The 13,557-nt window shown below is 70.4% G+C and carries 12 protein-coding genes; 11 read left to right on the top strand and 1 reads right to left on the bottom strand.

All coding sequences use genetic code 11. The annotated features are described in order from the left end of the window. The first annotated feature begins 36 nt into the window (after window positions 1-36). The 11 genes from CTZ28_RS16920 to CTZ28_RS16970 all read left to right on the top strand — a co-directional run bounded on the left by CTZ28_RS16920 (window position 37) and on the right by CTZ28_RS16970 (window position 11,811). Window positions 37-1,263: an ABC transporter substrate-binding protein gene (locus tag CTZ28_RS16920; protein WP_183154433.1), complete on the top strand. Its 1,227-nt coding sequence runs from the start codon at window positions 37-39 to the stop codon at window positions 1,261-1,263. After that, complete coding sequence (locus CTZ28_RS16925; RefSeq protein ID WP_183154434.1) at window positions 1,260-2,135, top strand: carbohydrate ABC transporter permease; 876 nt, start codon at window positions 1,260-1,262, stop codon at window positions 2,133-2,135. The genes CTZ28_RS16920 and CTZ28_RS16925 overlap by 4 nt, the downstream gene beginning before the upstream one ends. Then, complete coding sequence (locus CTZ28_RS16930) at window positions 2,132-2,971, top strand: carbohydrate ABC transporter permease (protein ID WP_121890237.1); 840 nt, start codon at window positions 2,132-2,134, stop codon at window positions 2,969-2,971. Before CTZ28_RS16925 ends, CTZ28_RS16930 begins: the two co-directional genes overlap by 4 nt. A 41-nt stretch (window positions 2,972-3,012) precedes the next feature. Continuing rightward, window positions 3,013-4,176 carry a mandelate racemase/muconate lactonizing enzyme family protein gene (locus tag CTZ28_RS16935; protein WP_220795353.1) on the top strand — a complete coding sequence of 388 codons (1,164 nt, stop codon included), beginning with the start codon at window positions 3,013-3,015 and terminating at the stop codon, window positions 4,174-4,176. Window positions 4,177-4,178: 2 nt separating this feature from the next. Next, on the top strand, window positions 4,179-5,129 hold the full coding sequence (locus tag CTZ28_RS16940; protein WP_220795354.1) for an aldo/keto reductase: 951 nt from the start codon (window positions 4,179-4,181) through the stop codon (window positions 5,127-5,129). 67 nt (window positions 5,130-5,196) lie between these two features. Beyond that, window positions 5,197-6,225 carry a Gfo/Idh/MocA family protein gene (locus tag CTZ28_RS16945; protein WP_121890240.1) on the top strand — a complete coding sequence of 343 codons (1,029 nt, stop codon included), beginning with the start codon at window positions 5,197-5,199 and terminating at the stop codon, window positions 6,223-6,225. Between the two features lie 266 nt (window positions 6,226-6,491). Continuing rightward, window positions 6,492-6,713 carry a ferredoxin gene (locus CTZ28_RS16950; RefSeq protein ID WP_121890241.1) on the top strand — a complete coding sequence of 74 codons (222 nt, stop codon included), beginning with the start codon at window positions 6,492-6,494 and terminating at the stop codon, window positions 6,711-6,713. A 121-nt stretch (window positions 6,714-6,834) separates the two neighbouring features. Next, complete coding sequence (locus CTZ28_RS16955) at window positions 6,835-8,421, top strand: ABC transporter substrate-binding protein (RefSeq protein ID WP_121890242.1); 1,587 nt, start codon at window positions 6,835-6,837, stop codon at window positions 8,419-8,421. Beyond that, entirely contained in the window at window positions 8,418-9,368 is a 951-nt protein-coding gene (locus CTZ28_RS16960) for an ABC transporter permease (protein ID WP_121890243.1), read from the top strand. The genes CTZ28_RS16955 and CTZ28_RS16960 overlap by 4 nt, the downstream gene beginning before the upstream one ends. After that, complete coding sequence (locus tag CTZ28_RS16965) at window positions 9,365-10,222, top strand: ABC transporter permease (protein WP_121890244.1); 858 nt, start codon at window positions 9,365-9,367, stop codon at window positions 10,220-10,222. The genes CTZ28_RS16960 and CTZ28_RS16965 overlap by 4 nt, the downstream gene beginning before the upstream one ends. Then, the gene (locus CTZ28_RS16970) at window positions 10,219-11,811 is read left to right on the top strand and encodes an ABC transporter ATP-binding protein (protein ID WP_121890245.1); all 1,593 of its coding nucleotides are present in this window, start codon (window positions 10,219-10,221) and stop codon (window positions 11,809-11,811) included. The genes CTZ28_RS16965 and CTZ28_RS16970 overlap by 4 nt, the downstream gene beginning before the upstream one ends. A 62-nt stretch (window positions 11,812-11,873) precedes the next feature. On the opposite strand, the gene CTZ28_RS16975 is transcribed toward CTZ28_RS16970, so the two are convergent. Continuing rightward, a complete protein-coding gene (locus tag CTZ28_RS16975) occupies window positions 11,874-13,526 on the bottom strand; it encodes a (2,3-dihydroxybenzoyl)adenylate synthase (RefSeq protein ID WP_121890246.1) in 1,653 nt (550 codons plus the stop codon). Window positions 13,527-13,557: the final 31 nt, after the last annotated feature.

The following is a 13,557-nucleotide window of genomic DNA, read 5'->3' on the forward strand; positions in this document are numbered from 1 at the left end:
GACCCGAGCACTGAGCACTCGATCAACGGAGCGAAGATGGCAATGATGCCTCGGACCCGTGCCTTCCTGGGTGTGGTGGTCGCAGCAGTTCTCGCCCTCGCCGGTACGACGGCCTACAACGTCGTCGAGAGCGGAACACGCGACAACACCGTCGCCTGGTGGGTGCCCGACTGGGACCACAAGAAGGCCGTAGAACTCGTCAAGGAGTTCGAACAGCAGCATCCGGAGATCGTGGTCGACCTGGTGCAGACCACCGGTGACACCGTGGCGAACCGCACCTCCGTCGCGCTCGACTCGGGCAACGCACCCGACGTCATCACCGAGTCGCTGGCACGTGTGCGCAGCTATGTCAGCAAGGGACAGCTCGCCAGCGTCAGTGACCTGTACGGCACAGACATCCCGACCGCCGATTTCGCACCGGGGCTCATCGACTCGCTCACCTTCGACGGCAGCACCTACGCCGTGCCGTACCGGTGGGCGACCAACGCCTTGATCTACAACCCCCGCCTCTTCGAGGCGGCCGGCATCGACTCCCCGCCGCGTACCTGGGCCGACTTCGAGCGGGACGCGAAGCGGCTCACCAAGGGCAACGTGGTGGGAACGGCCTGGCCCATGCAGGGTGATCCCAACGACCTGACGCTGCGGTTCCTCGATTTCGCACTCTCCGACGGCACGAAGATCACAAATGGCTCGCCCCGGTTCACCCGGCAGTCGGCCGAGGCGGCCCTGCACCTGATCGGCGGGTCGATCCGCGAGGGATGGGCCGGCAAGAGCTCGTTCGAACTCGACAACACCGGCATCCGCGAGCTGTTCCTCCAGGGCCGGATCGCCATGTACCCCGCCGGCGTGTTCGATGTCGACACCGCGGTCGATCAGGGCGCGGACGTCGCGACGGCGCTGCTGCCGGGGCCGGACGGGCCGGGGACGGCACAAGGCGTCGGCTGGGGCTACATCGTCCCCAAGGCGTCCCGGCACAAGGAAGCGGCGAAGCAACTGGTGTCGTTCCTCGCACAGCCGAAGAACATGGCCGAGCTGACCGTGACCTTCCCCGCCCGGACCAGCGCGTCCGCGGACGCGAAGTTCACCACACCGCAACGGCGGCCGTACGCGGACCAGCTCGCCCGCCACTCCCTTCCGGCACCCAACAACCCGCAATGGACCGCCACCGTCCAGGCCGTGCACGACAAGATCCAAGAAGTCGCGCTGGGGCGGATCACCCCGGCCCAGGGCGCGGTCCAGATCCAGAAACTGGCGGCACGATGACGAACACGACAACAACCGCGGCCGTACGCCGTCGGCAACGGAACCACCCCGTCCTGCTGCTCCTGCCGGCCGCGATCGTCACCGCCGTCCTCATGGCGATACCCATCGTCACGACGATCGTGCGGGTCATCGCGGACGGCGGCACCGGGATCACCCGCCTCTTCCGGCTCCCCGACGTCGGCCAGGTCTTCCTCAACACGCTGTACTGGACCATCGGATCGGTGGTCGGCGCGATCGTCATCGGCTACGCCGGGGCCCTCGTGCTCCAGTCGAAAAAGCTCCGGCTCGCCGGGGTGTGGCGCTCCCTCCTGATGATCCCGTGGATCATTCCCGGCGTGGTCGGAGCCACCGTATGGCGCTGGACCCTGTCCACGGACTACGGGATCCTCAACCAGACGCTGCTGGATCTCGGACTCATCGCGGAGCCGGTCCGCTGGCTCTCCGATCCCGGCATCGTGCTGTGGGCGGTCGCGCTGATCCAGATCTGGGTCACCGCACCGTTCGTGATGCTCATGGTCTCGGCGGCACTGACCACCATTCCCGCCGAGCGCTACGAAGCCGCCCGTCTCGACGGGGCCGGGAATCTCGCCGTCCTCAGGCACATCATCCTGCCTGCGATCCGCCCGACCACGGGCATCTGCGTCCTGACACTCGCGATCTGGGCGCTGAACTCCTTCACCATCATCTGGGTCGCGACGAGCGGCGGGCCGGCGGGAGCGTCGACGATCCTGCCCATCCTTCTCTACCAGGCGTTCCAGAACGGAGATCAGGCACTGGTGTCGGCGGTCGCACTGGTGCAGGTGTTCATCGGAGCGGTCTTCGCCGTCTTCTTCGTACGGACCATGCGCACAGACCTCGAGGAGCAGACATGAGACACCTACTCGGCCGCGTATCCGCCCGCGCCGGGGTGTGGACAACCCTGGCCGTCCTGCTGGTGTGGAGTCTCGCCCCGATCGCCGTCATGGTCTTCACGTCGTTCAAGAAGCGAGAGGACATCTTCGCCGTACCGGTCCGCCTGCTTCCCTCCTCATGGACGTTCGAGAACTACAGCGCGGTCTTCACCTCGTCGTCGATGCCCCGCGCGCTGCTGAACTCCGTCATCATCGGCGGCCTCGTGGCCGTCGCGACCCTGTTGTTCTGCTTCAGCGCCGGCTACGCCCTGGCGCGGTTCCGGTTCAGGTCCGCCCGGCCGACGGCCCTGTTCATCCTGCTCGGTCAGGTGGTGCCGCTCACCGTGGTGCTGCTGCCCGTCTACCAGATCGTCTCGTCGCTGAAACTGCTCGACACGACGACGGGGGTGGCGTTCGCGCATCTCGCGATCACGGTGCCCCTGGTGACCTGGATGGTGCGCAACCAGATCGCCGCGATCCCCTACGACTTGGAGGAAGCAGTCCAGATCGACGGCGGTTCACGATTCGACGCCGTCAGCTACGTCACGCTTCCCGTGTGTGCGCCGGGCCTCGCGGCGGCGGGGATGTTCGCCTTCCTCCAGTCGTGGCACGAGTTCCTGTTCGCCTCCGTGATGGCGACGTCCACGGCTTCGCGCACCGCTCCGGTGGCACTGACACAGTTCGCCGGCGAATTCGATGTCGACTGGGGCGCGACCATGGCCGCGTCCGTCGTCCTCACACTTCCCATCGTGATCCTGTTCATGATCATGCAAAGGTATTTCGCGGCCGGTCTGACCGGAGGCGCGGTCAAGGGATGAAGATCACCGACATCCGATGCGCTCGAATCGGCCGATCGCCCGTGATCCGTGTTCTGACGGATGAGGGAATCGACGGTTTCGCCGAGATCGAACACTCCAAGGCCTATGTGGCCCACACCCTGGACGTGTACCGCCCGCTTCTGCTCGGGGCCGACCCGACACAGGTCGAGCGCTGCATGCTGCGCATCCGGAGAATGGGCGCGTCCAAACCGTGGGGCGCCGTCGTCTCGGCCATCGAGATCGCACTGTGGGACGTGGCGGGCAAGGCTCTCGGTGTCCCCGTACACCGCCTGCTGGGCGGCAAGGTACGTGATCGTATCCGCGTCTACAACGGAGGTGTGCGCACGTCGCTCGGCGCCCACACACCCGAGGACTATGCCGCGTCGATGGCGTACATGGCCGCCGCACCCGAGAACTTCTCCATCATCAAGGAAGGCGTCGGCCTGCACGGATTCATGGCCCCCCACACGCCGGACTTCCTCTACAACGATCTCCGCGAGGGACCCCTGCACCCCAACCGCGGGTCTCTGACACCGAGTGGCATCAGCCGCATCGTCGACGCGGTCGCCGCGATGAAGGACACACTGGGCCCCCACCGGCGCCTGGCGCTCGACATGGGACCGGGCTGGACCGTGCCCGACGCGATCCGTGTACTGCGTGAACTGGAACAGTTCGACATCGCATGGGCCGAGGACATCCTGACGGGCGACTTCGTGCCCTGGAACGACGCCGCGGGCTACCGCGAGATCACCACGGCGACGACGGTCCCCACGCACACCGGCGAACAGCTCTATCTGCGGCACAACTTCCGTGAGCTGATCGAGACACGCGCCGTGCGGGTCATCGGCCCCGACCCCGGAGACGTCGGCGGCCTCGCCGAGCTGAAATGGATCGCCGAATTCGCCGACCTGTACGGAGTCGGCATCGCGCCGCACGGCGTCAGCAACGGCCTGCTCGGGCTGGCAGCCCTGATCCAGGTGTCGGCGACCCTGCCCGACAACCTGATCGCCTTCGAATATCCCCTGGCGACAGACACATGGTGGTACGACATCGTCGACGGACTGACCGAGCCGATCGTGACGGACGGCTACGTCACCGTCGGCGACCGCCCAGGACTGGGCGTCGAGTTCGACCGTGCGGCCGCCAGCGCCTATCTGGACCCGGCAGACGCGGGGTTCTTCGACTGGACAACTGCGGAGGAATGACGATGCGTTGGAGCCCCCGAGCCCTGGGAGCCACCGGGCTCACCACAACACCGCTCATGGTCGGCGGTGCGCCGCTGGGGTCGATGCCCGCCAACTTCGGTTACGACGTGAGCGCCGAGGACGGAGTGGCGACAGCCGTCGCCGCACTCACCGGACCCATCCGCGGGATCGACACCTCCTGCGCCTACAGCCGCGGTGAGTCGGAACGGCGTATCGGAACGGCGATCACCCAAGTCGGCGGTCTGCCCGACGGCTACCTCCTCGCCACGAAGATCACCCGCGACCTGGACACCGGTGATTTCTCGGGCGAGCAGATGCGCCGGGCGATCGCGGGCAGTCTGCGGCGCCTCGGCGTCGACAGCGTGCCGCTGCTGTATCTGCACGACCCCGAGAACACGACGTTCGCCGCCGCCACCGCGCCCGGCGGACCGGTCGAGGTGCTGCGCGAGTTGAAGGACACAGGGGTGGCGCAGGCGATCGGGGTGGCCGGCGGTGATACCGCGACGATCAGCGAATACGTGGAGACCGGCCACTTCGACGTGCTCCTGACGCACAACCGGTGGACGCTCGTGAACCGGACGGCGGATCGGCTCATCGACTCCGCCGTCGAGCGCGGCATGGGAGTGGTCAACGCCGCGGTGTTCGGCGGCGGGATCCTGGCAGCAGGGACCAAGGCATCGAACCGGTACGGATACCGTGAGGCGCCCGAGGAACTGCTCAGGGCGATCCGCCGGGTCGAGGCCCTCTGCCAGGACGCCGGGATTCCCCTCTCCGCCGCCGCCGTCCAGTTCTCGACCCGTGACCCGCGGATCGCATCGACCGTCGTCGGTGTGTCGCGCCCCGCGCGGATCGCGGAGAGCGTCGCGGCGGTCGAACTCGACATCCCCGCAGGGCTTTTCGACGCGGTGGACGAGATCGCGGCCGGACTACCGGCCGGCCTGGGCCCGCGATGAGCACACGCCGACACACGCTGACCCGTGGACCGCACGACCACCAGCGGACAAGAGGACGGACCACTCCATGAGCGTCATTCGTACCGCCATCATCGGTTTCGGCACCGCGGGGCGCGTCTTCCACGCGCCGCTTGTCGCCGCGGATCCGCACTATGCGCTGAGCGCCATCGTCACCGGATCACCTGAACGAGAGCGAGCCGCCCGTCACTCGTACCCCCAGACCGACATACTCGCCGACACGGACGCACTCTTCGCCAGTGCGCGGGAATTCGACCTCGTCGTCATCGCCAGCCCCAACGACAGTCACGCGCCGCTCGCCCGCGCCGCACTCGAGGCCGGAACGCATGTCGTCATCGACAAACCGATCGCCGTGACCGCCGCCGGGGCCCGCGAGATCACCACCGCGGCCAGGGAAGCCGGGCGCGTACTGACCGTCTTCCAGAACCGGCGCTGGGACGGGGACTTCCTCACCCTCCGCGATGTCATCGCGCGCGGCCGACTCGGTGAGGTCCGCCAGTTCGACTCCGCCTTCGAATGGTGGCAGCCGGACACCGGCACCGGATGGAAGGACCTCGCGGGCCCCGACCAGGGCGGCGGCGTCCTCTACGATCTCGGGCCGCACCTGATCGACCAGGCACTCCAACTGTTCGGCGAGGTCACCGACATCCATGCCGAACGCGACCGGCGACGGCCCGACAGTCGCAGCGACGACGACTCCTTCCTCACCCTGCGGCACGTTTCCGGTGTGCGCACGAGACTGTGGATGAGCACGGTGGCGCCCGCCCCACGGCCCCGTTTCCGGGTCAGCGGATCTCGCGCCGTCTTCCGTTCGCACGGACTCGACCCGCAGGAGGCGCAGTCCATCGCCGGACGAAGGCCCGGCGAAACCGGGTTCGGACTGCACGACGACGGACGGGCCGCCGTAGTCGAAGACCCCCAGGGCACACAGAACGTGCCCCTGCACGCCGGCGACTACCGCGAGTTCTACCGCCGGCTCGCGGCTGCCCTGCGCGAGGGCGGTCCGCTGCCCGTCGACCCGAACGACAGCATCCGCGCACTGGAGATCATCGAGGAGGCGATCCGACAGACACGCTGAGGCACGGGATCGCGCCGACGGGCTGTCCCGGGCGCCTGGCCATGGAAGAGGGTGCTCTCAGCCCCGGCATCCACCCCGAACGCAACAGCCTCGGTGCCCACGCGGGTGTCCCACTCGCGCGGGCACCGAGGCTGTTGTGGTGGTTGACACGTTCGTCGCTGACCCGCCCGTATTCGGCCCAGGTTGTTGAATATGGAAGTCGTTATCGATTACTGTCTGGTTGCCGCACTGGCAGCCGCGTGTGCGGCGGCAGGGGAGGGGTCCGCATGACCTTGGCAGGCCGGGCGTCGGGTGACGGGACGATCAGCGCGGAGCGGGATCGGTGCGTGGGGGCGGGACAGTGTGTGCTCGCCGCGCCGGCCGTCTTCGACCAGGACGAGGAGGACGGGCTCGTGCGCGTCCTCGACGAGAGGCCACCGGTGTCCCAGTCGGACGCCGTGCACGAGGCCGTGCGGGCATGCCCGTCCGGTGCCCTCGACCTGCGGTAGCCCAGCAGCCCTTCGCTACGTGCACTCGTGCACCGGCCGCCTGTCTTGGTATCGGCCTCGGTTCACGCGCCGCGAACTTCCCCGGCGCCCGGTCCAGCTCAGCAGAACGTCAAGGAGAAGCATGTCCAGACAGTTCGATCGCCGTACCTTCCTCCGCCGCGGTGCGGCGGGAGCCGCCGCTCTGGCGGTGGGGCCCGGCCTGCTGGCGGCGTGCTCCACCGATGAGCCCGGCTCCGGCCGGAAGCCCGGACCGGGCTCCTCGCCTCGTTCGGGCGGCACCCTGCGAGCCGCCTTCGTCGGAGGGGGCGCCTCCGAGACGCTCGACTTCTTCAACGGCCCGTCCGCACTGGATCTGGTGCGCGCCCGGGCCTGGCACGGCACCCTGGGCAACCTCGATCCCAGCGGCCCCGACGGGGTGCGCTACGGCGTGCTCAAGGGCATCGACCTCTCCGCGGATCTGTCGACCTACACACTGCATGTGCGGCCCGGCGTCCGCTTCACGGACGGTTCCGAGCTGACCTCCGCCGACATCCTGCACTCGCTCAGCGTCCTCGCGGGCAAGAGCATGCTGCCCGTGTACCGGCTGGCCGCCGCGAACTTCGACCTCGCGCGCGCCAAGGCCGACGGTGACCTGAAGGTCGTACTGCCCACCCTCCGGCCCATCGCGGACGGCCGCATGATCCTCTGCCAGGGCAACTTCCTCGTCGTCAAGGACGGCACCAAGACCTTCCGCAAGGGCATGCCCAGTTGCGGGCCCTTCCGGCTCACCGAGTTCACGGCCGGTCAGGGATCGGCGTTCGAACGCTTCGACGACCACTACGGCAACGTGCCTCACCTGGACGGCCTGGAGCTGCGGTCGATCGCGGACTCGACCGCCAGGGCCGGGGCGCTCACGAGTGGTGAGATCGACTTCGCCCACGACCTCTCACCCGTCACCGCACGCACCCTCGCGGACGACGCGAAGGTCCGGCTAGTCCCGACGAAGAGCCCCTACCTGGTCGGGCTCTCCTTCCAGATGAACATGAGCGTCGAGCCGTTCGACGACCCGCGGGTGAGGGAGGCGTTCAAGCTCGCGGTCGACCGGGAGGCCATGGTGAAGACGGTGTTCTACGGAGACGCCGAGATCGGCAACGACCTGCCTTCCATGGGCTTTCCCGACTACGCGGAGAGCCTGCCCCAGCGGGCCCACGACCCGGCGCGGGCACGCGAACTCCTCAAGGAGGCCGGCGCCGACGGGATGAAGGTCCGGCTGACGACCGGCCCCGAGACACCGGGCATGGTGGAGATGGCCACTCTCTTCGTCGAGGACCTGAAGAAGGCCGGCGTTCAGGCATCGGTCCGCGAACTGCCCGCAGGGCAGCTCTACGCCGACTTCGCCACCTACGCGGCGCTGCCGCTGGCTGGTTCGTACCAGATGCCCATCCCCGCGCTCTCGACCTACCAGATGAGCACGGCGGGCGGATCGCCGTCGGCGTTCGGCTGGAAGGAGTCGGAGACCGACACCCTGGTGGCGAGGGCCCGTGCCGAGAGTGATCGGTCCAAGGCGAAGCAACTGGGCACGCAGGCGCAGCGCACGCGCTGGGAGGAGGGCAACCAGGTGCTTCCGGTCTTCAAGCCGAACCTGAACGCCCAGGCCGAGGGGGTCAGCGGGATACGCGACGACCTCTTCGAACAGTTCCCCGGCTTCTCCCAGGCGTCCCTGGCGTGAACCTGCTCGCGTTCGTCGGCCGTCGCCTCGCGGGGGCGGCCGTCCTGCTGGTACTGCTGTCGGCCGCGATCTTCGCGGCCACGGCCGTCCTCCCGGGAGACGCCGTCAGCGCGGTCGCCGGTGTGGACGCCTCCGAGGGACAACGCGCCGACGTCCGCGCCGAACTCGGTCTGGACCGGCCCGCCGCCGAGCGGTACGCGTCCTGGGCGGCCGACGCCCTGCGAGGAGATCTGGGCCGTGGCTTCATCGGGGAGCGGCCGGTCACCGAAGTCCTCGCCACTCGGCTGCCCAACAGCCTGCTGCTCGCGGGACTGACCCTCGCGGTCACCGCGCCGCTCGCCACGCTGCTCGGGCTGTGGACCGGGCTGCGCGGCGGCGGCGCCGACCGCCTGGTCTCGACAGGCGCTCAAGTCCTGGCGGCCGTACCCGAGTTCGTCATCGCGGCGCTGCTCATCGCGGTACTGGCGGTATGGCTGGAGGTCCTCCCGCGCGTCTCCGTCATCCCCCTGGGAGGCACCCCGCTCGACGTGCCACGCGCCCTGGCCCTGCCCGTACTGACGCTCAGCGCGGTCGGCCTCGCCGTCGCCACCAGACTGCTGCGCGTCTCCGTCGCGGACGCGGCGGCCACACCGTACTGCGAAGCGGCGCGGCTCAACGGAGTCCGCGGGGTGCGGCTCGCCGCTCGTCACATCCTTCCCAATGCCGCGGGACCCGCGGTTCAGGCGCTCACCCTCACCACGGGGGCGCTGGTCGGCTCCGCGGTGGTGGTGGAGAACGTGTTCGACTACCCGGGCATCGGCCGGGAGCTGCAACTGGCCGTCGCCGCCCGGGACGTGCCGATGGTGCAGGGCATCGCCACCGCGCTCGTCGCGGTGATGCTCGCGGTGCTCCTGCTGGGTGACATCTGCGCGCGTCTGCTCGGCGCGCGGGAGAGGCACGGCCGATGACCACAGTCCCGACATCGCAGCGGCGGGAGCGTCCGGCCGCTCACCGCACACCGTCCCGCCGCCGACCGCCGCTGCTCGTCGGCGCGGGAACGCTGCTCGTCGTCCTGTTCGCCCTGCTGGGCCCGCTGGCCGCGCCGTACAGCCCCACCGCGCGGCTCGCGGCGCCCTTTCAGCAGCCGGACGGACAGTTTCTCCTCGGCACCGACGTACTGGGCAGGGACGTGGCGAGCCGGGTGCTCAGCGGCGGCCGGACCATCGTGCTCACCGCGCTCGCGGGAACGGCGGCCGCCGGCGCCGTCGGGATGTCCGCCGGCGTCCTGGCGGCCATGGCGTCCCGGCGACTGGGCGACCTGATGGTGCGCTGCGTCGACGCCCTGGCCGTGCTTCCGGCTCTCCTGATCGTCCTTGTCCTCGCCGCCGGCTTCCCCGGCAGCGGCACGGCCGTCGTCGCCGCCGTGGCCCTGGCCACCGCGCCGTTCTCCACGAGAGTGTTGCGCGCCGCGGCGGACACCGTCCTGACCAGCGGGTACGTCGAGGCCGCCCTGGCCCGGGGCGACACCCGGTGGGCCGTACTGCGCCACGACGTGCTGCCCAACATCGCCGGACCGGCCCTGGTGGACACCGCGCTGCGCCTGGTCGCGTCCCTGCATCTCACCGCCACGGCGGGCTTCCTCGGGCTCGGGCAGGGCGGAGCGGCGCCCGACTGGGGCCGCATGGTGAGCGAGAATGTCCCCGGGGCGACGCTGGCCGCCACACCGTTCCTCGCTCCGGCCATGCTGCTCGTGCTGCTGTCCGTCTGCGTCGGTCTGCTGGCCGGGCGGCTGGCGGACACGGTGGGGCGGGGGGCGGCATGACCGGACACGTGCCGGGCCGCCTGACCGGCACCGGCCCGCTCGCCGAGGTCACCGGGCTGACACTCGGTCCGGCGACCGGCGGTCCGCCCGTCCTGCGCGACGCGGTCCTCTCGGTTTCGCGCGGGCAGGTCCTTGGGGTCGTGGGCAGGTCGGGATCCGGCAAGAGCAGTCTGGCGTACAGCCTGCTCGGACATGTCCGTCCGGGCCTGGAGGTCCGTGGTGGCACCGTCCGGGTGGCCGGCCTCGATCCGTTCGACCGTGGGGGCGCCCGCCGCCTGCGGGGACGAGTGGTGTCGTTCCTGGGCCAGGACCCCGCCTCGTCACTCAACCCCGCGCTGCGGATCGGCACGCAGATCGCCGAGGCGGTGCGCCTGCGCGCGTCCGTGAAGCGTTCGACCGACGTCCGGGCGCGGGTCGAGGAGCTGTTGCTGTCCGTGCGGCTCCCGGCCGACCGGGCGTTCCAGCGACGGCTGCCGGGTCAGCTCTCGGGAGGGCAGGCCCAACGTGTGGCCCTCGCTCTCGCGTTGGCGGGCGCGCCCAGCCTGCTGGTCCTGGACGAGCCCACCAGCAATTTGGACACGGTTCTGGCGGCCGGGATGCGGAGGCTCCTGGGCGAGGTCCTGGCCGCCGGGGACCGCTCCGCGTTGCTGGTCAGCCACGACCCGGCGTGGATCGCGTCCGTGGCGGACGACGTGATCCGTCTGGAGGGGGGCCGGATCGCCGCGGTCGGCGTGCCGAAGGCGCCGATGCCTGTGCTGCCGTCGGACGGGGTCGCCCATCCCCGCGGGGGAGATCCGCGGAGCGTTGCCCCCGCTGCCGCCGTCGGAGAGCTGTCCGTACACGGGCTGGACGCCGCGCACGGCCGCGTCTCCGTGCTGCACGGCATCTCCCTCACCGTCCCGGCGGGCCGCTGCACCGCCGTGGTGGGTCCCTCGGGGTCCGGGAAGACCACGTTCGCCCGGTGTCTCGCGGGACTCCACCGGCCCACACGGGGCAGCGTCGAGTGGCGGGAGCGCGGCGCGGGGCGAGGAGGCGGCGCCCCGGTGCAGCTCGTCGCGCAGGACGCGCGCGGCGCTCTCAACCCACGGGAATCCGTACGCACCGCACTCCTGCGGCCCCTCACGGGCATAGGGCGCCGGCCGGCTCAGGACGCGGCGCACGAAGCCGTACGGCTGCTCGGTCTGGTCGGACTGGAGCCGGATGTGTTGGGGCGCCGACCGGGGGAGTTGTCGGGCGGCCAGCGTCAACGCGTCGCACTGGCCCGGACGCTGGCCGCCCGGCCGAGCGTCCTGGTCTGCGACGAGATCACTTCGGCGCTCGATGCGGAGACGGCGAGCGGAATCCTGGAACTGCTGGACTCGCTGCGGCGGACGCTGGGGCTGACGGTCGTGATGGTGACGCACGACCTGGCAGCCGCCGCCCGACACGCGGAGCGGGTCGTCGTCCTGGCCGAGGGACGGGTGGCCGAGGCAGGCCCGGCCGACCAGGTGCTGGTGACCCCGGAGCACCCGGTCACCCGCGAACTGCTCGCCTGCGCCGACGGCCCGGTGCGCGCCGCGCCGGAGCAACGGAGCGCACACGGCGGGTGAAGAGCCTCTGACCGCCGCCGGGGGGAGCGCAACGCCCGCCGGGCGCTCCCCCCGGCCACGCCTCAGCGTCGGAGCAGCAGGGTCAGTGCTGTCTTGTCGACCTTCCCGACTGCGGTGAGCGGGAGGCTGGGGACCTGTACGACCTCGTCCGGGGCCTTGTAAGCGGCGAGTCCGCGCTCCTTGAGGTGCAGGGCGACCTCGCGCGTGCCGGGCGCCGCGCCCGCGCAGACGACGAAGGCGACGGACCGCTCACCCCACCGCTCGTCCGGTACGCCGACCAGGGCCGCCGCGGTGATGGCCGGATGTGTCAGCAACTGCTCCTCCACCTCGACCGCGGGGATCTTCTCGCCGCCACGGTTGATCTGGTCCTTGATCCGCCCCACCACCACGAGGTGCCCGGTCGGCAGACGCCGCACCACGTCGCCGGAACGGTAGTAGCCGTCCGGGGTGAAGGCCGTGCGGTTGTGTTCCTCGGCGCGGTAGTAGCCGCGCAGCGTGTACGGGCCCCGGGTGAGCAGCTCACCGGCCGTGCCGTCCGGGACGGGCCTGCCGTCCGCGTCCACGACGAGGACGTCGTCGTCCGGCGAGACGGGCCGGCCCTGTGTGGTGCAGACGAGGTTCTCCGGGTCGTCGAGTCGCGTGAGGTTGATCAGCCCTTCGGCCATGCCGAAGACCTGCTGCACGGTCACCCCGAGCGCCGGCCCGAGCTTGCGTGCGTGGTCCTCGGGCAGCCGTGCCCCGCCGACCTGCACCACCGCGAGGCTCCCGAGGTCCCAGGAGCCGGACGAGGCTTCGTCCATCCAGTGCGGAACGAGCGGCGGAGTCAGGGAGGTCATGGTCACGCGTTCCCGCTCGATGAGGGCGAATGCCGTCTGCGGGCTGGGGTCGGGCGCGACCACGACGGTTCCTCCGGCCATGAGGGTGCCCAGCACACCGGGGCAGGCGAAGGTGAAGTTGAATCCGATCGGCAGGACCGCCAAGTACACGGTCTGTGCGTCGAGCGCACAGATGTCGGCGCAGGCACGGGCGTTGTAGGCGTAGTCGTCGTGCGTCCGCGGGATGAGCTTGGGGAGCCCCGTGGTGCCGCCGGACAGCAGCAGGAGGGCGAGATCGGCGGAGTCTGTTCCGTCGGCGTCGGCGTCGGCGTCGGCGTCGGTGTGAGTGCTGGCCGCGGGCGATGCGTCCACCCGCACTGCATCGAACGGGACGAAATCGTCGTAGGGCCCGGGATCGCCGACCACGATGACATGCCGCAGCAAGCCGCCCGGCCCCTGCTCCGCCCGTACCTCGCTCATCAGCTGCCGGTGATCGAACCTGGCGTGCCGGTCGGGCACCACACAGGCCACGGCATCTGCCAGTCGCACCAGATGGCTGATCTCCCGGCGCCGGTGGCCGGGCATGGCGTGCACGGGAACCGCCCCGAGCCGCTGCAGTCCGAACCAGACGAGCACGAACTCGGCGCAGTTGGGGAGCTGGACCACCACACGGTCGCCCCGCCCGATCCCCAGCCCGCGCAGTCCGGCGGCGACGCGGTCGGCCTCGGCGTCGAGGTCCGCGTAGGTCCACCGCCGGTCGCCGTCGACCAGGGCGACGCGCCCTCCATGGAAGGACGCCGCCTGACGCAGGCGGGCGCCGAACGTCACCCCCTGCCAGTGTCCGGCGGCTCGGTAGCGCGCCGATTCGGCCTCGGACCAGGTCGGTTGAGTCTCGGTCATGGAGCTCTGCCTCTCATTGCCGGGCCTCGGG

Origin of the sequence: Streptomyces shenzhenensis (assembly GCF_003688995.1) — a bacterium.
GTDB classification, from domain to species: Bacteria; Actinomycetota; Actinomycetes; order Streptomycetales; family Streptomycetaceae; genus Streptomyces; species Streptomyces shenzhenensis_A.

What these genes read in the sequence shown, in the direction of transcription:
- CTZ28_RS16930 (WP_121890237.1), top strand. Translation starts at nt 2,132, where the DNA reads ATGAGACACCTACTCGGCCGCGTATCCGCCCGCGCCGGGGTGTGGACA.
- CTZ28_RS16920 (WP_183154433.1), top strand. Translation starts at nt 37, where the DNA reads ATGGCAATGATGCCTCGGACCCGTGCCTTCCTGGGTGTGGTGGTCGCA.
- CTZ28_RS16965 (WP_121890244.1), top strand. Translation starts at nt 9,365, where the DNA reads ATGACCACAGTCCCGACATCGCAGCGGCGGGAGCGTCCGGCCGCTCAC.
- CTZ28_RS16940 (WP_220795354.1), top strand. Translation starts at nt 4,179, where the DNA reads ATGCGTTGGAGCCCCCGAGCCCTGGGAGCCACCGGGCTCACCACAACA.
- CTZ28_RS16945 (WP_121890240.1), top strand. Translation starts at nt 5,197, where the DNA reads ATGAGCGTCATTCGTACCGCCATCATCGGTTTCGGCACCGCGGGGCGC.
- CTZ28_RS16950 (WP_121890241.1), top strand. Translation starts at nt 6,492, where the DNA reads ATGACCTTGGCAGGCCGGGCGTCGGGTGACGGGACGATCAGCGCGGAG.
- CTZ28_RS16975 (WP_121890246.1), bottom strand. Translation starts at nt 13,526, where the DNA reads ATGACCGAGACTCAACCGACCTGGTCCGAGGCCGAATCGGCGCGCTAC.
- CTZ28_RS16925 (WP_183154434.1), top strand. Translation starts at nt 1,260, where the DNA reads ATGACGAACACGACAACAACCGCGGCCGTACGCCGTCGGCAACGGAAC.
- CTZ28_RS16970 (WP_121890245.1), top strand. Translation starts at nt 10,219, where the DNA reads ATGACCGGACACGTGCCGGGCCGCCTGACCGGCACCGGCCCGCTCGCC.
- CTZ28_RS16955 (WP_121890242.1), top strand. Translation starts at nt 6,835, where the DNA reads ATGTCCAGACAGTTCGATCGCCGTACCTTCCTCCGCCGCGGTGCGGCG.